Source organism: Campylobacter australis (genome assembly GCF_050586305.1).
In the GTDB taxonomy this organism is placed as follows: domain Bacteria; phylum Campylobacterota; class Campylobacteria; order Campylobacterales; family Campylobacteraceae; genus Campylobacter_A.
On the sequence record NZ_JAXUAA010000002.1, the window covers coordinates 207,635 to 228,485 of the forward strand.

The 20,851-nt window shown below is 36.7% G+C and carries 19 protein-coding genes and 1 other RNA gene; 8 read left to right on the forward strand and 12 right to left on the reverse strand.

What is annotated here, in order from left to right:
- Positions 1–2: 2 nt before the first annotated feature.
- From U5B17_RS03960 to U5B17_RS03975, 4 genes are all read left to right on the forward strand, one after another.
- Complete coding sequence (locus tag U5B17_RS03960) at positions 3–1,226, forward strand: type II secretion system F family protein (protein WP_430804077.1); 1,224 nt, start codon at positions 3–5, stop codon at positions 1,224–1,226.
- A gap of 47 nt (positions 1,227–1,273) precedes the next feature.
- Positions 1,274–1,771, forward strand: a complete 498-nt coding sequence (locus U5B17_RS03965; RefSeq protein WP_430804078.1) for a PAS domain-containing protein — start codon at positions 1,274–1,276, stop codon at positions 1,769–1,771.
- Positions 1,772–2,252: 481 nt separating this feature from the next.
- Entirely contained in the window at positions 2,253–3,044 is a 792-nt protein-coding gene (locus U5B17_RS03970) for a methyl-accepting chemotaxis protein (protein ID WP_430804270.1), read from the forward strand.
- A 42-nt stretch (positions 3,045–3,086) separates the two neighbouring features.
- Positions 3,087–3,647, forward strand: coding sequence for a hypothetical protein (locus tag U5B17_RS03975; RefSeq protein ID WP_430804079.1), 561 nt, complete (start codon positions 3,087–3,089; stop codon positions 3,645–3,647).
- Positions 3,648–3,685: 38 nt separating this feature from the next.
- Here the strand turns inward: U5B17_RS03975 and U5B17_RS03980 are convergent, their stop codons facing one another.
- From U5B17_RS03980 to U5B17_RS04030, 11 genes are all read right to left on the reverse strand, one after another.
- Complete coding sequence (locus tag U5B17_RS03980; RefSeq protein WP_430804080.1) at positions 3,686–5,491, reverse strand: menaquinone biosynthesis decarboxylase; 1,806 nt, start codon at positions 5,489–5,491, stop codon at positions 3,686–3,688.
- Between the two features lie 42 nt (positions 5,492–5,533).
- Positions 5,534–6,247 (reverse strand): CPBP family glutamic-type intramembrane protease, encoded by a 714-nt coding sequence (locus U5B17_RS03985; RefSeq protein ID WP_430804081.1) that lies wholly within the window; start codon positions 6,245–6,247, stop codon positions 5,534–5,536.
- 70 nt (positions 6,248–6,317) lie between these two features.
- Entirely contained in the window at positions 6,318–7,463 is a 1,146-nt protein-coding gene (locus U5B17_RS03990; protein WP_430804082.1) for an iron-containing alcohol dehydrogenase, read from the reverse strand.
- Between the two features lie 115 nt (positions 7,464–7,578).
- A complete protein-coding gene (locus U5B17_RS03995; RefSeq protein WP_430804083.1) occupies positions 7,579–8,271 on the reverse strand; it encodes a DUF4230 domain-containing protein in 693 nt (230 codons plus the stop codon).
- Positions 8,272–8,321: 50 nt separating this feature from the next.
- A complete protein-coding gene (gene ilvA, locus U5B17_RS04000; RefSeq protein WP_430804084.1) occupies positions 8,322–9,533 on the reverse strand; it encodes a threonine ammonia-lyase in 1,212 nt (403 codons plus the stop codon).
- Positions 9,534–9,595: 62 nt separating this feature from the next.
- The gene (trmA, locus tag U5B17_RS04005; protein ID WP_430804085.1) at positions 9,596–10,705 is read right to left on the reverse strand and encodes a tRNA (uridine(54)-C5)-methyltransferase TrmA; all 1,110 of its coding nucleotides are present in this window, start codon (positions 10,703–10,705) and stop codon (positions 9,596–9,598) included.
- Positions 10,706–12,394: a Na+/H+ antiporter NhaC family protein gene (locus tag U5B17_RS04010; RefSeq protein ID WP_430804086.1), complete on the reverse strand. Its 1,689-nt coding sequence runs from the start codon at positions 12,392–12,394 to the stop codon at positions 10,706–10,708.
- Between the two features lie 19 nt (positions 12,395–12,413).
- Entirely contained in the window at positions 12,414–13,160 is a 747-nt protein-coding gene (locus U5B17_RS04015; RefSeq protein WP_430804271.1) for an SDR family NAD(P)-dependent oxidoreductase, read from the reverse strand.
- A gap of 11 nt (positions 13,161–13,171) precedes the next feature.
- Positions 13,172–14,377, reverse strand: a complete 1,206-nt coding sequence (locus U5B17_RS04020; protein WP_430804087.1) for an ankyrin repeat domain-containing protein — start codon at positions 14,375–14,377, stop codon at positions 13,172–13,174.
- A gap of 83 nt (positions 14,378–14,460) precedes the next feature.
- Complete coding sequence (gene truD, locus U5B17_RS04025) at positions 14,461–15,567, reverse strand: tRNA pseudouridine(13) synthase TruD (RefSeq protein ID WP_430804088.1); 1,107 nt, start codon at positions 15,565–15,567, stop codon at positions 14,461–14,463.
- Positions 15,545–16,366 carry a thiamine-phosphate kinase gene (locus U5B17_RS04030; RefSeq protein ID WP_430804089.1) on the reverse strand — a complete coding sequence of 274 codons (822 nt, stop codon included), beginning with the start codon at positions 16,364–16,366 and terminating at the stop codon, positions 15,545–15,547. Before U5B17_RS04030 ends, truD begins: the two co-directional genes overlap by 23 nt.
- A gap of 54 nt (positions 16,367–16,420) precedes the next feature.
- Here U5B17_RS04030 and rnpB point away from each other — a divergent pair.
- The 3 genes from rnpB (at position 16,421) to U5B17_RS04045 (ending at position 18,254) form a co-directional block, all read left to right on the forward strand.
- Positions 16,421–16,735, forward strand: an RNA gene (rnpB, locus tag U5B17_RS04035) — RNase P RNA component class A.
- A gap of 44 nt (positions 16,736–16,779) precedes the next feature.
- Positions 16,780–17,376, forward strand: a complete 597-nt coding sequence (locus tag U5B17_RS04040; protein ID WP_430804090.1) for a LemA family protein — start codon at positions 16,780–16,782, stop codon at positions 17,374–17,376.
- Positions 17,376–18,254, forward strand: a complete 879-nt coding sequence (locus U5B17_RS04045) for a TPM domain-containing protein (protein ID WP_430804091.1) — start codon at positions 17,376–17,378, stop codon at positions 18,252–18,254. The genes U5B17_RS04040 and U5B17_RS04045 overlap by 1 nt, the downstream gene beginning before the upstream one ends.
- A gap of 42 nt (positions 18,255–18,296) precedes the next feature.
- On the opposite strand, the gene U5B17_RS04050 is transcribed toward U5B17_RS04045, so the two are convergent.
- Positions 18,297–19,841, reverse strand: coding sequence for an inorganic phosphate transporter (locus U5B17_RS04050; RefSeq protein ID WP_430804092.1), 1,545 nt, complete (start codon positions 19,839–19,841; stop codon positions 18,297–18,299).
- Between the two features lie 47 nt (positions 19,842–19,888).
- On the opposite strand from U5B17_RS04050, the gene U5B17_RS04055 reads away from it, so the two are divergent.
- Complete coding sequence (locus tag U5B17_RS04055) at positions 19,889–20,830, forward strand: Ppx/GppA phosphatase family protein (protein WP_430804093.1); 942 nt, start codon at positions 19,889–19,891, stop codon at positions 20,828–20,830.
- Positions 20,831–20,851 lie beyond the last annotated feature (21 nt).

A 20,851-nucleotide genomic window follows, 5' to 3' on the forward strand; every position in this document is an offset into this window, starting at 1 on the left:
GCATGAAAAATATCCAGATAGATGAGATAAAAGACGACAAACATCAAAAAATATCAATAAAAGTAGATAGCAAAAACATCTCAACTAGTAGCAAAAAAGGCATGATAACAAAACTAAGCGAAAGTATCATTAAGGATAACCAAGTAAGCTTAAAAGATAAATTTCTAAGACTTTTTGTTAAACCAAAACTTCCTTTACCACTTCTTATCGCATGTATAAGACAGCTTAGCGTTATGAGCCGTGCTGGTATCGCTATAAACGAAAGTATTAAAGAGATTGCAAATTCAAACGATGATGTAAGGGTAAAGAAAATTTTTAGTAAAGTGGCTACAGACCTATCTCAAGGGCTAAGCCTTTTAGCTGCTTTAAGTGTATTTAAAGAACAAGTCGGAGACATTACATTAGCACTTATAAAGCTTGGCGAAAGTACCGGCAATATGAGTGAAAGCCTTACTAAGCTCGCTGAAATTTTAGAAGGTATCGAACAAAATGAAAAAAATTTTAAAAAAGCTATACGCTACCCTACCATCATCATAATCTCACTCATAGCTGCATTTATATTTGTTATAACGCTTGTTGTGTCAAAATTTAAAGCTGTGTTTGATAGTTTTAACTCAGAGCTTCCATTTACAACACAAATTCTCATCTGGTTAGAAAAATTCTTTGCAAACTATGCTATATTTTTACTTATAGCCTCTCTTTTTATATGGACATACACTAAAAACATCTACAACAAAAATCCATATTTTAAACTAAAATTTGATAACTTTGTGCTTAAAATTTATCTAATTGGCAATATCATTTTTTACTCAAATATGAGTCGCTTTTCACTTATTTTTGCTGAACTTGTTAAAGCTGGCATCCCCATCTCTCAAGCGCTAAGAACGGCTATTGATACCATTAGCAATGAACATTTAAAACAAAAACTACTTTTAGCAAACACAAACATCATGCAAGGCATTAGTCTTACAAATAGCCTTAAGCAGACTAAAATTTTTGAAAATATACTAATAGCTATGATAAATGCTGGTGAGCAAAGTGGAAATTTAGATGAGATGTTAAAACAAGTTAGTGAGTATTTTAGGCAAAAATTTGAAAATATTATACAAAATATATCATCTTATATCGAGCCTATATTACTTTGCGTCTTGGCGCTTTTTGTAACATTTTTAGCACTTGGTATCTTTACACCAATGTGGGATATGGCACAAATCATAAAAGTTTAAAGAATTTATATTAGAATATAATTTTTATTTTTTAAACAGGATTTTTCATGTCAGAATTTATAAAAGAGGTTGAAAACAACTCATTTTTGGTTTCAAAAACTGACCTAAAGGGTATCATAACATACTGCAATAAACCTTTTATAAAAATAGTCGGTGCAAAAGGCAGCGAACTAGTAGGTAAGCCACACAACATAGTGCGCCACGCCGATATGCCACGCATAGTTTTTAAATTACTTTGGCAATATGTAAAAAATAAAGAGGAAATTTTTGCCTATGTAAAAAATAGAAGTTTTGATGGTGGGTATTACTGGGTCTTTGCAAATGTTACTGCTTCTCTTGATGAAAATGGCAACATAGTTGGCTACTATTCAGTTCGTCGCAAGCCAAATCCAAAAGCACTTGAGGTTATAAAACCACTTTATGAGCAACTGCTTTTGGCTGAAAGAAGTGGAGGGTTAGACGCTTCAAAAAAGATGCTAGATGAAATTTTGGATAAAAAAGGCGTTAGTTACAATGAGTTTATGAATAACCTACAAAGACTATAAAGGCAAAACAATGTTTAGTAAAAAATCAAAATGTAAAGATGAAATTTTAAAAGTTATAACAGCTGCCAGAAACGGTATACTAGAACCACGCGTTATAAATCCAGATCCAAGCGATCCACTTTATGAGATAGCAAATGGTATCAATGACTTGCTAGACCAAGTAGAGGCTCTTCAGCGCGAAATGGCAACCTGCGTAACTCAAGCTCAAAATGGTATAAAGTATAGAAATATCTTTGAGGATGGATTTCGTGGATTATTCAAAACAAATGCTACTGGTATGAATAAGGGCATTATAGGCATACAAGAGGGACAAAAGGGTAAGACAAGAGGCATTTTATCTGAAAAATTTGGTAAGCTTGGAAATGGCAATGAAGGTATGAATGAAGTTCAAACAGACCTAGATGAAAGCATACATATACTTGGACAAATGGCAAAAAATGCTAGACAGACAGCTCAAACAGCAAACCAAACACTAAACAACATGAACCAACTAAGCTTAAATATCGGCACACTAGAACAGCTTATTAGCAACTCAAGTAACTCTATCCGATCTCTATCTACGCGTACTGATGAGATAAGCTCAGTGGTTGATCTTATAAAAGACATAGCAGAGCAAACAAATTTACTAGCTCTTAATGCGGCTATCGAAGCAGCTCGTGCTGGCGAACATGGTAGGGGTTTTGCTGTTGTTGCAGATGAGGTGAGAAAACTAGCCGAAAACACTCAAAAAGCAACAAGCGAGATCGGCATAAGCATACAAACTCTACAACAAGAAGCAAGAGAAATAAGCTCAAATTCAGATGAGATAGCAAAGATCGCTCAAAGCTCAAGCGCAAGTGTCGAGGAATTTAAACACTCTGTATTACAGTTTGATAAGGATGCAAAAAACACAGCTCAAACCTCACAACATGTTGAAAATAAAAATCTAGCCATAGTGGCTAAAATTTCACAGATTGTCCTAAAAACAAGAGCATATTCAGACATTATAAATGAAACGGTAAATTTACAAAATAGTCAAGAGATGGCACAAAAGCTACGCACTTGGATAGAAAATGATGCAAAAGAAAATTTTGGCAACACGCACTCATATAAAAAACTAAAAGCACCCATTGAAGAATTTTTAAAAAATATAGAAACCAACCTAATATTAACACAAGATGGTTTTGATAGTGCAAATATCGATGTTATAGTTAATAGATTTAAAAACATTGAGACACTAAGTCAAGAAATTTTTAGAATTTATAATCAAATGGTACAAGAGCATAAAGAGTAATGCAAGCTAAAAGCTTCGAGCATAACTCTAAAAAGAGTTTTTGTGCAAAACATCAAGACTAACTCTAGCGATAAAATTTCACGCATTAAAAGACTTGGAGTAGCAGGCTCAGCCCTACCTCTTGTCTTTGGTGGGCTACCCTACTTTGGGCTGATATTTATCGTAGCTGGATATATATTTTTACTACATGCTATTACAGAAATTTCAGAACTTAGTAAAGATTATAAACTAAGAGAAGGCTATCTTATCTCTATCTTTGGTACAGTCATATCCCTTGCCTTGATAATGCTTGGATTATTTTTGGCTGGTATATTTAGTGATAAACTCATCTACGGCGTATCTTGTGCTTCAATAAGCCCACAAAATGCAACTGGACTTATAATAGGGATCGTTGGAGTTTACCTATTGGCAGTAGCTACTTTTATGTATTTTAAAGTTTTTAAAAAAATTTCTCTCATCTCTTGCGATCCATTATTTTTTTATCATGCATGTTTTTATGTTATTGGGCTTATTATGCTTGCTTTTGGCATCGGAATTTTTATGATCATAGCAAGTTTTATTATACAAATAATTGCATGGATTAGATTAAAAGATATCAGGTAGATCAACTGTTTTGCCAACCTACCGCTTTTTAGGCAAACTCACCCAAAAATTTCAAATTTTTCAAATAGTTTTTTATCGTCTTTAACTATACCTTTTTTGATAAGATTTTCTACTACTTCACGGCTGCAGTCAGTTTGCTTTGGCCACTCCCTTTCATATCCATCTTCCACGCTTTTACTTGTAGCATCAATGCCAACTACTGTTTTGTTTATAAAAATATCACGCAAAGCATCGATGTTATTTACTACTCGCCAAAGCAACATATAAGCATTTTCTAAGCGATTTTCACAACCAACAAATATAAGAATTCTAAAATTATTACTAAACTTTACTAACTTTTCAAAAGCAAATTTAATTGGCTCTTTTTTGTCTATTTTTACTACACAGATTGGGTTTTTAGTATTTGTCTTATATTGCTTAAGAGCCAAAATTTCGCCCACTGTGCTTTGAAATTTTGCCAGTAATTCATCATCACTTAAAATCTCAGGTGCATCATCGCTAAAATCAGCCGTAGCATCTACACCAAGCTTTCCACCGTAACAAGAATTTGGCGAAGCATGATCTAGCTGATCGCACACACCCTCGCTAATTAGCATGCTTTTTACTCCAAATCTGTTTAAGATAAAGTCTGAAATTTCATCATATTTGCTCAAATCTGGTGCATTCTCATCAACAAAAACAGCATGCTTTACAAAGCTCATCTGTCCCACACCCCAAAATGCATGCATCGCTTGTTTGGCGTGTGCTGGATAAAGCGTTTTGATTTTAGCTAAGATCAGGTTATGAAAAACGCCATTTTCAGGCATGTTATAATCAACTAGCTCTGGAACGGTTGTTTGCAAAAGTGGTAGGAAAATTCTCTCAGTCGCCCAGCCCATATACTTATCTTCAAGTGGTGGCTTGCCCACGACCGTGGCGGCAAATATCGGCTCTTTTTTATGAGTTATAGCCGTCACATCCATCACTGGAAACGGCTCTATGGGCGTGTAAAAGCCCGTATGATCGCCAAAAGGTCCTTCAAGCTCAAATTTATTTGTATCAACAAATCCCTCGATCACAAAGTCTGCATCGTGTGGGATATAAATTTCATTTGTTAGCGATTTTACAAGACGGGCTGGCTCTTTTCGGATAAAACCATAAAGCAGCAATTCAAAAACACCTTTTGGAAGCGGCGCCTGACCACACCAGATATAAAGTGGATCGCCACCGATAGCCACAGACACAGGCATTTTACGCCCTGCTTTTTTATACTCGTTAAAGAAATTTGCACCGTCTTTATGTATCTGCCAGTGCATACCAAGTCGGTTTTTACCATACACTTGTAGGCGATACATACCTAAATTTTGCAAGTTTCCATCAAGACTTTGCGTATATACCTGCCCCATCGTAATAAACGCTCCGCCATCAAACTCCCAAGTTTTAAGCACTGGCAGATCGGCTAAATTCACAGCATCACCAAAATACGCCACCTGCTGACACTCACCACGCTCACGCAGTCGTTTAGTAAAAACTTTACGCATACTAAAAAGATAGTTTAAAAAGTCAAGCTTTTGGCTAAAATTTTTAGGTTTTTTAAGTTTTAAAAGCGATGAAATTTCGCTAGCCACAGCATCGGGATGAACGCCCAAAATAAGTTCGGTAGCTCGTTTTGAACCAAAGATATTTGTTAAAACTGGTGGATATTTTTTACCATTTTTATCAGTCACATTTGTAAATAAAAGTGCCTTACTATCTATTTTTTTTACCTCAATATAGCTTGCGTGAGCTATCTCAAGCTCAATATCGCAAGGCTCATTAATCTCACGCAAAAGTCCATTTTGTCTTAAAACTTCAATATAATTCATCTTACGCCTTTAAATTTTTACTAAATTATACTTTTTTAAACTTTATACAAACTCAAAATAGAAAAAATTGACAAGTCCAAGCCCGAAAACATCGGCGATGGCGTGAGAAAGAAAAAAGGCATATAAATTTTTGTAGCCAAGCTTTTGATAGATAAAAAAGTAAAAAAGCCCTAAAATCAAGCCTATGCCAACCGCAGAGTAAAGCCCTTGATAGGTATGAAAACTAATACGAATGATGAGCGAAAAGATAAAAACTCTCATCAAATTTTCACGCCTTACATTAAGACAAATAGCTATGAAAAATAACTCCTCAAAGCTACCATTTACAAGCGAGCTAAGTATGCTAAGAGCCTTTATTTGTAAGACTAGTGAGCTATTTTCTTGTGCGTCTTGCTCTTGTGTAAATGGATAAATCACATCATAAATGTAAAAAAATAGATCCATCAAAATCGCACATATGCAAAACATCGCTACAGCAAGAGCTGTATCTTTTAAACTGATTTTAAACTGCCACAAGCTAAAGTCAAAGCGCCTATACCATAAATATAAAAGCGCAAGTGAAGCAGTAAATAATTCCTGTGCAATAATCCGCAAATGCCCGCTATCATCCATCTCAATAGTGTCGCTAACAAGCACATCAGCACCGCTTATAAAATTTTCTAAAAGAAAATTCGTCGAGTCATAAATCGCAAGTGAGAACATTATAAAAGAAAGTATCAAAATATCAGTAAAATTTAAGTATCGTAGCTTTGTCAAACTAATCCTTTTTGAAGTTAATTTTACCAAAAAAATAAGAATTTCGCCACAAAAATGGCGAAATTTTGTATTATTTTGCTAGGTTGAAGATAGCCTCAAGGCTCTCGCGCATATAGATGTCGCTCATACCCCAATCTTTTGAGTGCATAAGTGCAACTTGGATAACTTCAGCTAAATTTGCATCCGTTACACCTACTCTACTTAGACTTGTTGGCGTACCTATCTTATCAAACCACGCTTTTAGAGCTTCTATACCCTCTAAAGCGGTGCTTTTACCAAAAATTTCACTGGCAAATCTCTCAAATGCAGCTGGATTTTTTAGCGCATACCACTTCATCCACGCTGGCATAACTACGCTCAGTCCAGCGCCATGTGCGCAATCTGTGACAGCACTTATAGCGTGCTCTATCATGTGATTTGGATAGCTAAAGCCATCTACACCAAGATAAGTATAGCCATTTAATGCAAGCGTTGCAGCCCATGCAAACTCAGCCCTTGCGTCATAATCATTTGGATCTGCAAGCAAAATTTCAGTTGTGCGGATAACGGTTTTGATGTTTGCTTCGATCTGCATTCTGACAAGCTCAGGGTGAGATGCAGCCGTAAAATATCCTTCAATGCTATGCGCGATTATATCAGATGCACTATAAACTAAATATTCGCGCGTAACACTTGCTTGAAGAAGTGGGTTGATAACTGAAACCTTTGGATATAAGCAGTCTGAATGCAAAGAATACTTCTGTTTTGTAGCTTCGTTGGTTACGACACCGCCTTGGTTCATCTCAGAGCCAGTAGCTGCTAGCGTGATGATATCAAAAATTTTAAGCGCAGATGTTGGGCTTTTACCAGTGAAAAAATCCCACACATCGCCATCATAACAGACTCCAGCGGCTACGGCTTTTGCACTATCTAGCACGCTTCCACCACCAACTGCTAGCACACTATCTGCACCAAATTCTCTAGCGAGTTTTATCGCCTCTTTTACTTTGCTTAAAACTGGATTTGACTTAACGCCGCCCAGCAGAACAAACTCCACGCCGTTTTCGCGCAAACTTTTCTCAACAACATCCAAAAGACCACTTTGACGCACGCGCTCGCTTCCATAAAGCACAAGAGCTTTTTTTGCGTCAAATTCGCTCATATACTTGCCGATCTTTTTCTCTTTATCCTTGCCAAATTCGACACGAACGGGATTACAGAAACTGAAATTTGTCATATTTATCCTTTATATAAAATTTATAATATTTTACCGAAATTTCTTTGCAAAGTGTTATATAGATTCTACAAATTTCTTGCCTAATCCTACAAATTTATAAAAATTAGATAGAAATTTAAGCTATATTTTGTAAGACTGGGTTGTTTGTGAGTTCATCTTTGTTGTCATTAAATTCAAAACTTACTCTACTAACACCAAAGCTCTTTGCAATAGCTTCTAGCGTATCAGCTGCTGATTTATGAATTTTATATTCTAGGTCGCTAATAAGCTTTATGCTCATTTTTTCAGCCTCTTCGCGTGCCTGCATGATAAGTCTGTTTTTATCCTCTTCCCTAAAACCACCACCAAAAAAGCCATTTAATGAGTCTGGAAGCAAAAATGGTATAAATCTGCCATTTTCTTCATCATAAAATTTCATATTTGCAATTGAAAATTTATACTTGCAAGGTGGCATTTTTATAAGATAAGATAAGCTTGAAAGTGGTAAAATCTCCATCTTTGTAGAACGCAGATCATATATAAAGTTTATCTCAAACTCAAATATCATAGAGAGCTTTTTTTCACTTATAAGCCAGCGCAAGTACTCTTTACCAAAATTTCCAAAAGCATGATCTGTTTTTGTAATTATCTCTTTGCTATAAATTTGAAAAACGCTAAGCTCACCGATGCTTTTTAGCTGAGAAATGTCACTTACCATACTTGTCTCACTACTATCTTTTTTATCTTTTAGTGCTTTATTTGCACGGTATATAAATACAAATGATACAAGCAACAAAATAGCAAGTATAAGTGTTACAATCTCGTTCATTTTTTATCCTTTTTAGGAATTTTAACAAGTTTAAGCAAATTTATATTAAATTAAAAAATTTGTTTAAACTCAAAACCAGACTCTTTTAAAGACTTGGCGACTTGCTCTTGATGCTCTTTACCTTTTGTTTCAAGAGTTATAGTTATATTTGCATCGCCATAGTCAAGCTCAGTAGAAAAACGGTCGTAGTCTATTTTAACGATATTTGCATTTGCTTTTTTAAGCGAGTCAGTAAGGCTTAAAAGTGCGCCTGGTTTATCGATTAGCGTTACTCTGATTATCATTTTACGAGATGACTTTATAAGACCTTTTTCTATAATTATGCTAAGCATTTGCACATCGATATTTCCGCCACTTAAAACTATGCCTATTTTGGCATCTTTTTTATGTTTTATCTTATTATGCATTAAGGCTGCGACACCAGCAGCACCAGCACCCTCAACAACTATCTTTTGTTTTTCAACCAAAAAAAGTATCGCGGTCGCTATCTCTTCATCATCAACTTGAATAAACTCATCGACACACTCAAGTATATTTGCCAAAGTTATCTCGCTTGCATCGCGAACAGCTATGCCGTCAGCGATAGTTCTAATAGACTTTGAATTTATGCTCTTTTTAGCGTTGTAGCTATTAAACATAGCTGGCGCACCTTTTGCCCCAACTGCAACAACTTTTATATTTGGATTAACTTGTTTTACACAACTTCCAACACCACTTACAAGACCACCACCACCAACTGGGACAACAACAATGTCAAAATCGCTTATCTCATCTAGCATTTCAAGACCAACTGTTCCTTGACCAGCTTGCACAAACTCATCATCAAAAGGATGAACAAAGCACATATTATGCTCTTTTGCATACTCAGTCGCAAACTCGTAAGCTTCATCAAAATTATTTCCTTTTAAAATAACTTCAGCTCCAAGATCTTTTGTACCAGAGACCTTTAAAAGAGGGGTTGATTCAGGCATGACTATTATTGCCTTTACTCCAAATTCTCTAGCACTAATGGCAACTCCTTGAGCATGATTGCCTGCACTTGCGGCAACTACGCCATTTTTACTTTGCTCCGGAGTTAAGTTTGCTATCTTGTTATAAGCGCCTCTGATTTTATATGCTCCGGTTCGTTGTAAATTTTCTTCTTTTAAATAAATTTTTGCGCCACTAATATCGCTAAGACGCTGTGAAAAAGCAAGTGGAGTTTTGTTAATAAAATGTCCAGTGGTTATTTTTGCTTGAATTATTTTATTTAGTGATACCATTTTCTTCCTTTTTTAAAGCATTTATTCTATCAGCTTTTTGCTGTTTTTAAGCTTTTCTTTACTCAAAAAGCTCTTTTTGCCCTTAACAAAACACCACACTCTATATGATTTGTATGCGCAAACTGATCAAAAATAGCAAATTTTACTATCTCATGCGTAAAACTTAGCTCTTTTAAATTATCTTTTAATGTTTGTGGATTACACGATATATAGATAATGTTTTCATATTTTTTTATAAAATTTATAACGCTATCTTCAAGTCCAGCGCGTGGCGGATCAACAAGAATGTGTGAAAAGTTAAACTCGTCCAGATCAATCTCGCGCAGGCGGTTAAACTCGCGCTCTTTTTTAAATGCGCTCATCAGCTCATCTGCACTCATTCTTAAAAATAAGACATTGTTTATATTGTTTAATTCGCAATTTTTTGTCGCATTTAAGATTGAGCTTTTTGAAATCTCAGTAGCCAAAACACGAGTAAAACAAGAGCTAAGTGGGATGGTAAAATTTCCATGTCCGCAGTAAAGCTCAAGCAAATCACTGGAGTTTTGCACGCAGCCCCTTGCCCAGCTTATCATCTTTTCATTTACGGCTTTATTTGGCTGAGTAAAAGCATTTTCACTAAGACTAAGCTTGTATATTTTTTTATCAATTTCTAGCTCATCGATAAGACTAAGCTCATCACTTAAAATTTTTTGCCCACGAGAACGAGCAAGGGCGGTGATATTGAGTTTGTTAGCAAAAACTTTTAGTTCATTTTGAAAATTTTCATCAAGTTTTTTATGATACAGCAAAGTCAGCAAAACTCCGCTTGTACAGGCTAAAAACTCAACTCCAAAAAGTCTAGTTTTTAGTATCTCATTACTTTGCAAATTTTTAAGAACATCTGGCATTAACTTTGCTATTGGTTTTGCAACCTTTGGACACTCATTTATAAAAATTTTGCGACCTTTTTGTCTAGCATGCATAGTATAACAAATATCATATTTATCATGCCAAATGCCAAACTCAGCCCTTATACGGTAGTTTTTCTCACTTGAAGCAAAAAACTCTAGTTTGCCATCATAAAACTCAGCAAAATCAGCTGAAATTTTATCTATCTTTAAAGCTTTTTGCTTCTCATAACTTCCACCAAGAACGCAGCTACCGCACTCACCAAAATGGATACAATTCAACTATGCTTCCACCTTTTTACCAGCAAAACGAACTAAAGCCCAAGTAGCAAAAAGTCCAAGTGGTAAAACTATCCAAATACTAACACCAAATGCAACTGGCAAATATCCTGCAAAAATAGCTATAGCCCCTACACTTAAAGCATATACAAACTGAGTACTTACATGGTCTAAGTGGTTACAACCAGCACCCATTGATGAAAGTATCGTCGTATCAGAGATCGGAGAACAGTGATCGCCAAAGATTGCTCCAGTTAAAACAGCTGAGATATTTACTATCATATATGCATGCATACTTTCGCCACTTAGCCCATAATTTAACCCAATAGCATTTGCAAGCGGTATAACAAGTGGCATTAAAATTCCCATCGTACCATAGCTAGTTCCCGTTGAAAAAGATATGAATGAGCCAAGCATAAAGATGGCAACTGGTAAGATAAACTTAGGCGTGGTATCGCTTAATAACTCAACCAAATATCTAGATGTGCCAAGCTCTTTAATAACCGAACTAAGACTCCAAGCAAGAAGCAAGATAACTATCGTTATAATCATCGTTTTCCAGCCTTTTACCCAAGTACCTATAGCCTCTTTAACAGTAAAAATTTTACGCCAAACACCCATAGTTATCGCAACAATACTTGCAAAAAGAGCAGACTGAAATAATGCCACAGAAGCATCTGCTGCACCAAAGGTCTCTCTAAAAGTCATAAAAGACAGCGGATTAGCCAAAGCAGCCTCAAGAGCCTCACCCTCAAGAGCCTTTAAACCACTAAAGTAAAAACTTACAAATGCCCCTACAATAAGTACCAAAATAGGCACAACAGCGTTTGACATATGAAGTTTTATCCCTTCTTTTGGTTCAAGCGTCTTATCTTCAATATCCTCCATCATGGTCTTTCCAGAGTGAAGTTCACCTCTTCTAGCTCGCCTTTCAGCCATAAGCATTGGTCCGTATTCACGCTGCATAAAGGCTGTACAAACTATAAAAAATAGTATAAAGATATTATAAAATCTATATGGTATGGTCTCTATAAAAACTCCATAAGAGTTGATATTTTCAATGCCAATAAGTCCATAACCATCTTTAATAAGCGAAATTTCAAGTCCAACCCAAGTTGATATGATGGCTATACCAGCGATAGGTGCTGCTGTTGCGTCGATTATAAAAGCTAATTTTTCACGGCTTATTTTAAACTTATCAGTTATAGGTCTCATGATAGGACCTACTATAAGCGCATTTGCATAGTCATCAAAAAAGACAAAAATACCCATTATCCAAGTTGAAATTTGTGCAGAAATTCCTGTTTTTGCCTTTTTACTAAGCCACAAAGCAACAGCCTTTGTTCCACCCATTTTAGTCACTAGCGCAACCACACCGCCGATACAAAGCACTTGCAGCATGATACCAGCATTCCAGCTATCAGCCATGGAGCCAACTATGCGCTCAACTATACCAGTAAATCCTTTAATAAAAGACATAAAGATATTTTCATTTATGATATTTATCAAAAATGTTCCACTAAAAACCCCTATAAAAAGTGATAATATAACATCCTTTGTAATAAACGCTAACGCTATCGCCACTACTGGCGGAACAAGCGTCCATATACCAAAAATTTTTGCATTTTCAGCTGCATCTGCAAGCAATACGGCTGGCAAAAACACCATCAATAAAAATAAGAATCTCCCCATTGTTTTCCTTTTAATAAATTTATAACTTTTCTATATGCAAGCCAGCCCAAGTTTGAGTATTTGCCATAGCTTCAACAATATTTATATTAACACGAGGTGGCATATTTAGGCAGTTTACTAAAATCTCAGCTATATCATCAGCTGTGATAAAATTTGTACCTTCATAAACAGCATCTGCTTTTTGCTTATCTCCACCAAATCTAACCTCACTAAACTCAGTCTTGCAAAGTCCTGGAGCTATCTCAGTAACGCGGATATTTGTACCGCGAAGATCGTTTCTGATATTTCTACTAAACTGTTTTACAAATGCTTTTGTTGCACCATAAACATTACTTCCAGGATAAGGCCAAGCGCCAGCAGTTGAGCCAAGATTAAAGATATATCCATTTTTGCTCTGTTTTAAAAGTGGCAAAACAGCCTTTGTCGAGTATAAAAGCCCTTTGATATTCGTATCCACCATAACCTCAAAATCCTCTATACTAGCATCCAAAACACCGTTAGTACCAAGGGCAAGACCTGCATTATTTACCAAAATTTCAATATCCTTAAAATTTTCTGGAAGCTCACTAACTGATTTTAAAACAGCCTCTTTGTCTCGTATATCGCAAGCGATGATGTGTGTGTTGCCAAGCTCGTTTGCAAGCCTTGCAAGACGCTCTTTTCTGCGTCCAAGAGCTATGATCTTGTATCCCTCTTTACTAAGTCTTCTTGCTATGGCTTCACCAAAACCACTTGTTGCACCAGTTATAAATGCCGTTGCCTTCATCTTTGTACCCCTCATTCAATATTTGCTTTTAATCCAATTTGTTCTAAAAATTTTATATTTTCACCATTTTTTGCTCTTTTTGCATAATCTAGCGCATTAAATCCAAGATCATCGAGCGCATTCACATCAATACCATTTTCAACTAAAATTTCTAAAATTTCAACCGTTGAAGTTGCTGCAGCATGCATAAAAAGGCTCATAGCAGTATGCTCTAGCTCGCAAAATTTAAGATAAAACGGCAAACTTTGTCCCATGCCAGCCATCATACTCTTGGTGTTTTGATCGATTAGTTTTTGATTAATATCTGCTCCAGCGTTAATTAAAATTTTTACTAATTTTGCATTTTTTAACTTTACAGCATCAAACAAGACATTTGCACCAAAAGTATTTTTAAACCTTATGTCCGCACCATTTTTTAACAAAAACTCAACATTTTGCTCAGAACCCAGTGCATAAAATAGCATACTTTCATTTGTACTTTCAAGTCCTTGCGAGAGTCTTAAAATTTGTGCTATGATTTGCGTATCTTTATTTAAAAGAAGTGCTGTTTTTAAAATTTCATCAAGTTCATTTTGACTAAATTTTTTCGAATAAAGCATACTTAAAAGCGCTTCTTCGTCGCTACTTCTATCGCTTAAAGCTTTTTGTTCAGGGCTAATATCAGCATCTTTTATAAGCTGGTTGCCAACTGCAAAATCCAAAAAGTCATTTAAAATACTAGTTGCATAAAATGCTGCACTTTGAGTATCAAGTCCCTTCGCTTCATAAAATTTTACAAGCGGAGTTTGTGCCTCATTATACGCCGTCCAAAACTCTTTAAATTTTAAAAAGTTATCAAAACACTGATAGCCCCAGTACCTTAAAAATGCTTTTTGTTCATCTTTTATAGCCTCGGCAGTTTCTGGTCTTTTAAGCAGTTTTAGGTAGCTTTCGTGGGCATAGCTAGCAAGCAAAACTCGTTTGCCAAATTTGGATAAATTCTCACTCACAACAGCATTGCCAACACATGCTTCATTTTCATCTCTTATATTTTTTGTTACTGCAAAAAGTCTCTGTAATTCATTTAGTGTGAGCGCCGAACCATCGCAAAAAAACTCATGTTCGTTTAATATTTTGCTTGTTTTTAGATACTCAAGTGGATTTTGTTTTAAAAGTTCGCAGTGATTAGCAAAAGCTATATTTAAAAACAACAAAAATATAAGAAATTTAACTCTCAAAAACTACTCCTTTTTAACATTTTAGCAAATTTTATAAATCATATAGCTTATAAAATGGCTAAATTGCTTAATTTTTTGCATTTTTACTCAAAAATGTCTCTATGCAAAATCTCTTCTAAAACAACCGTGGCATAAGAGCCTTTTTGAAGCATAAAACTAAACTGAAAGTGCGCTTTTTCAGGGATGTATTTATACTCCAAATCCGACAAATAGCTCCATGCAAAGCGACGCGAACCTTGCATTTTGCTTAAATACTCCTGTGCTGGGTCGAAAATTTCATCTTCAATCGCACGCGCCACACCAGTACTTTCAAAGCCTTTTGTGCCCACCAGCAAGCCACAGCTTGTGATATCCCTTGCGTTAAAGCGTAAAATTTCAGCTTCTAAATCCTCGCATAAAAAACACTTACCAAATGGATAATGCCCTAAAACTTCGCCCCTTAAAAGCTTGAAAAACTGCTTTTGCGACTTTAGCTCTTTTGCGTTCTCTTTATCAAATTTATAAATATCACAAAGCTCACTAACGCTAAAATCTTGCGCAAATCGCGACATCTCAACCCTCTTACTAAGCCAGCGATTAAAAAGATCGCTCTGAAAGGCAGAAATCAAAAACTCATTTAGCTTGACATTTCGCACGCCGTTGCCCTTTAGCGCTTCAAGACCACTTTTGGCATTGTCGCCAAATTTTCCAAAGCGCTGATAGCCAAAGTAGTTTGCATACCCCATCTCATTTATCTTATCAAGCGCTCCAGCTAGCTTTTGCGCATCGGTTGGCATGACTTTTTTTAAACGTATGAAAAAATTGTTGCCCTTTAAATGTCCTGTTCGAAGTTTATTATTATGGCGTGTTGAGCTTAAAATTTTCATCTTATCGTGACTAAATCCACTAAGTTTTGCCTCAAATTTAGCTGGCATCGTAACATATTGCGTTGTAAGCCCTTGCTTATCCTTAAGTCCTGCCGTGCCAAACTCTCGCATCTTTGCACCACTTATCTCGCTTAGAACACGCAATGCTTCTTGTGTTGTCATATCCTTTTTTTGTATGTGAAGCATCAGATGCTCGCCCTGTCCGCTTGGCTCATAAAGTGGGACTTCACGCACCACAAAATCATCTGAATTTTTACTAAAATGGGCGTTTATAGGCGAGTGTGTTAGCGCATAAAGTGGCTTAAAAATGGTGTTTTCTGACATTGTCTTTACATCTTCCTTTCACTGCTTTAGCAAAAATTGTTATTTTCGTGCGAGTTTTAGCTGCAACACGCCTGATCGCGGATAAATTTTTTGGTGCAAAGCTAAATAGCGCTTCATATTCTTCGCCACTTTTTAGCTCGTATTTTAGCGGTTTTTTGATAAATTTAAAGCCAAGTTTTGCACTTTTGCAAAGCTTTGGCAGATCTTGCTCGACCCCATCGCTTATATCCATCGCAGAGCGCATAAATTTCGCACTTTTATAAAAAAATTCATTCCTTAAAATCGGTGCAAAAAAGCGTGAGTTTTTACTTGCTTCGCCCTTTCTAAGAAGCGAATTTAAAGACCTTATGCTAGAGCCAAGCTTGCCTGTATATGCGATCAGATCGCCGTTTTTAAGCCCGCTTCGCAAAATAGGCTTACCCATAAGCTCGCCCACGATACTAACGCTAATAAAAATTTTATCACTTTTTATCGTATCGCCACCGATAATTTGCACGCTGTATTCATCACATGCGCGCTTTATGCCAGCGCTAAGCTCTGAAATTTCAGCATTTGTTATAGTTTTTGGCAAACCCAGCCCAAGAAGCGCAAATTTTGGCTTTGCATTCATCGCGATGGCATCTGAAAAATTTACCACCATCGCCTTATATCCGATCTCATCTAGACTCATCCACTCACGCAAAAAGTGCGTACCTTCGCAAAATAGATCCTTACTAAAGACCTGCCGCCCAACAACAGCGCCATCATCACCCAAAAATCGGTTTTTAAACCCATCTATAACAAACTGCTCTTTGTCCATTTGTAAATTATAGCAAATACAAATTAAATTAAGGCAAAATTGATATAATTGCCCTAAGCACAGCAAGTGATCGCTCAAAAGAGAGGAAAGTCCGAGCTGCAATAAGACGCGGTTCCATCTAACGGATGGCTGGGGCAACCCAAGGGAAAGTGTAACAGAGAGCAGACTTCCGCACTAGCGGTAAAGGTGAAACGGCGGGGTAAGAGCCCACCATTGCGCTTGGCAACACGCGCATTTATAAACCCAACTGGCAGCAAGAAGGGGTGGTTTTAGTCTTATATTAAACCCTTCGCTAAAACTTGTATGCAAATGCAAGTGTAGATAAATGATCACTCACGACAGAACTCGGCTTACCGCTGTGCTTTATTTACAAAATTTAGCTATAATTTGCCTAAAATTTACAAAGGAAAGATATGAAAATTCTTGGCATTATAGTAGGCGCACTGCTTCTTCTTGGGGTATTTATAGTACCACAATATAACAAATTCCCAGCTCTTGATGAGGGCGTAACAGAAAAGTGGTCACAGGTTCAAAACCAGTACAAACGCAGGGCGGATCTCATACCAAATTTAGTAAGCACCGTTCAAGGCTATGCAGAACATGAAAAAGGCGTATTTACCGAAGTTACCGAGGCTAGAAGCAAGGTTTCAAACATCACACTTGACGCTAGCTCACTTAACGATCCAGCCAAAGTTAAGGCGTTTTTAGAAGCACAAAATTCACTTGGCGGAGCGCTATCACGACTAATGGCAGTTAGCGAAAACTATCCACAACTAAAAGCAGACCAAAATTTTATCACTCTACAAAACCAGCTAGAAGGCACAGAAAATCGCATCTCTGTCGCTCGCAAAGACTATATAACGGCAGTTAAAGAGTATAATGTCGCACTTCGAACATTTCCTGGCAACTTAGTGGCGAAATTTTTACACCCTAGCCTAAGTCCAAAGGCAAATTTTGAAGCTAGCGAAGCCGAGCAAAGCGCTCCAGCAGTAAATTTTGAGAAAAAATAGTGCGTAAAATTCTAGCTCTTTTTTTGCTTCTTGGCACGATTTTTAGTGGAATTTTTGCGCTTGATTTTCCTCAACTTAGCGGTCGTGTCGTAGATAGCGCACAAATTCTAAACCAAAGCACAAAAGATGAGCTAGAGCAAATTCTTGCAAATTTCGAACAAAACAGCTCCACGCAAGTCGTCGTAACCACTATAAATTCGCTACAAAATAAAGACATAGAAAGTTATGCAAACGAACTAGCAAGAGCATGGGGCATCGGACAAAAAGGCAAAGACAACGGAGTTTTGCTACTTGTCGCCCCAAACGAGCGTAAAGTTCGCATAGAGGTTGGATATGGGCTTGAGGGGGAAATAACAGACGCTATCGCAAGCCTTATCCTCGAGCAAACAATACTTCCGAAATTTCGCCAAAACAACTACGACGCTGGTGTAAAAAATGGCATTGCAAATATCATCGCGGCGGCAAGCGGAGCGTTTGAGGCTAGTCAAGATAGTAGTAGCGAAGATTTGCCGTTTTCTCTAATGGGAGCACTATTTGGCTTTGCGCTTACTTTTTTGGGCGCGATATTTAAGAGCAAAACTGGCAAACAACTGGGTTTTTCTCTTACATTTTCAGGGCTTTTAGCCACTTTTATTAATGATGCGCTTGCTGTTGAGCCGTTCTCATTTATGGGGATTGGGCTTTTTGTCTGTATTTTTGCGCTGATTTATATGATGATATCTAGCGCAAAACCTAGACAAAACCACTATACAGACGACGAAAACGATGACTTTGGAAGCGGTATAAACGGCGGCTTTGGTAGTAGAAGTAGTAGAGGTGGCGGCTTTCGTGGGGGCGGAGGTGGCTTTGGTGGTGGAGGTTCTAGCGGAAGCTGGTGAGCTTTAGAGCCTAGCCTTTTATAAATTTAACTACAAATAATTTCAAAGCCCCATAAAATTTTTAAGTATCATATAAAATAGAGCAGAGCTTACTGCTGCGGTTGGTAAAGTGATGATCCATGCCAAAATGATAGGTCGCACCATCACCCAGTTGGCATTTTTATTAAGTATACCGATACCAATAACCGCCCCGATAAGGATATGAGTAGAGCTTACAGGTATGCCAAGCTTTGTAGCAACTAAAATAACTATACTTGAAGCAAGCTCGGCACTAAAGCCAGTGGTTGGTAAAATTTCAGCCAGCTTTGAGCCTATGGTGCCTATAACTTCCTTACCCAAAAACCAAAGTCCAACAACAAGAGCAATACCAAACATCAACATAGCCATATCAGGCACTGCTGACTTTTCGTTTATAGCTCCAGTTTTTAATACATCTATGATGGCTGCAAACGGTCCAACAGCATTTGCAATGTCGTTTGCACCATGAGAAAAAGCAAAGGCACTAGCAGTAAAGATTTGAAACCATGAAAATATACGATTTACACTCTTTTCACTGTCATTTTTAAGCATCAAATTTATAATAGCAAAACTAGCTAAATATGCTAGAATTCCTATCACACACACTATCCATATAGTCTCTATGACATCAAAATTTAGATGTAAGTTTTTAAGTCCTTTAAAAAGCATCATTATAGATATCATCATGGCTGCAAACCCTGCAACAAACGGCACATGCTTTTTAATGGCTGCAAATGTATCTATCTGCTTTTCACGCTCTTTCATGGCTCGCATTTGTGAACGATACTCGCTATATCCTATACTTTCAACTTCATCATCATCTGTCAAAACCATGTGCGAAAGTGTGCGTATCTGCTCATCGTGTGGTTTTTGTGCAAGAGATTTTATAAAATTTTCCTTATACTGCTTACGCTCTTTTTTTAGCACTTTTAGAGAATTTTTAAGCATTAAAGTAGGCTCAACTATTTTACTTTTTATATATCCATAAACAACATAAGATAGCGCTCCACCAAGCAGTGGAGAGATGACCCAGCTAATAGCTATACGACCTATCTCCTTCCAGCTAACCATAGCAAATGCTTCACTTCCGCCATAAGTTGTATATCCCATAACGACACCAGCTCCCACTATACCACCGATGATTGAGTGCGTAGTAGAGACTGGCAAACCTTTTTTTGAAGCAAAAAATAGCCAAAGTCCAGAGCTAAGAAGCGCTGAGGTCATAATAGCAACAAATTTCATCGGATCAACACCACTATTTGGAAATTTTATAATACCATTTCGTATAGTTCCAGTAACCTCTGCGCCTGCAAAGATAGCCCCACTTAGCTCAAAAATAGCGGCTATTATCAAAGCTTGTTTTAAGGTTAGCGTCTTTGAGCCTACACTAGTACCAAAACTATTTGCAACATCGTTCCCACCGATGTTAAACGCCATAAATATGCCAAATACACTAGTTAAAAAAAATAAAAAATGGTGCTCAGATGGAATGTAGTTATATCCCCAGTATGAAAAAAATGCTAAACAGATTAAAAATCCAGCCGACATAATGGCGTTTTCGCGTCCCAAGATCTTGTCCTTTTTGCAAAAATTTCCAAATTATAGCCTTAATTTTATTGAAATTTGATAAAATTTCAACACAAAGTAAATTTTTTGGAGACGAGATGTTTTTAAGTATAGATTTAGGCTCAAACACTGTGCGTTTTTTGCTTGTCGATGAAAATTTAAGGCAAATAAAAGTTTATGAAAATATTATTGGTGCAGCTCATAATCTAAATAAAACTGGCAAAATTTCAGACCAAGCCATAGATGCGCTCTATAAAACCCTTGAAAAAGCTGATAACCTTTTTAACTTCAAAGCCCAAAAACACCAAGGCGTAGCAACTGGCGCATGGCGTGTGGCAAAAAATGCAAATGCTATTATAGCTGATATTAAGGAAAAATTTGGGTTAAATTTTTGCATTATAGAGGGAAAAAGCGAGGCAAATTTAACATTTTTAGGAGTAAAAAATGCACTAAAAAGAGAGGGTTTGGATCTTAAAAAGTGCGCATTTATCGACCTTGGCGGGGCTAGTACTGAGATAGGAAATAAAGATAGGCATAAAAGCTTTAACTTTGGCATCATAACATTTTATGAAAATTTTAAAATACTAGATAAAATGCAAGAAGCAGCAAAAACAACATGCATGGAAGCTAAAATTTTCCTACACTCACTAAACGCACGCCATATCATTTTAACATCTGGCGTTCCCACAACAATGGCAGCATATAAAATAGGTCAAACATATTATAACTACGACGCTAGCAAGATAAACAAAACAAGATTAAGTCTTGATGATATAAAGAGTTTAACAGCTGAGTTTTTAGAAATATCAGCACAAAAAGCAGACGAGATATTTGGTAAAAACAGACAAATGCTCCTAGTGGCTGGTGGCGTACTTTTGGCTGAAATTTTAAAAGAGTGTGATGCCCAGCTAATCGTCATAGATGACGGTTTAAGAGAAGGGGTAGCAGCGGCTTACAAAGATGGAAATTTAAGTAAATTTTTAATAAAATAATAAAATTTGAAAGGAGTTAAA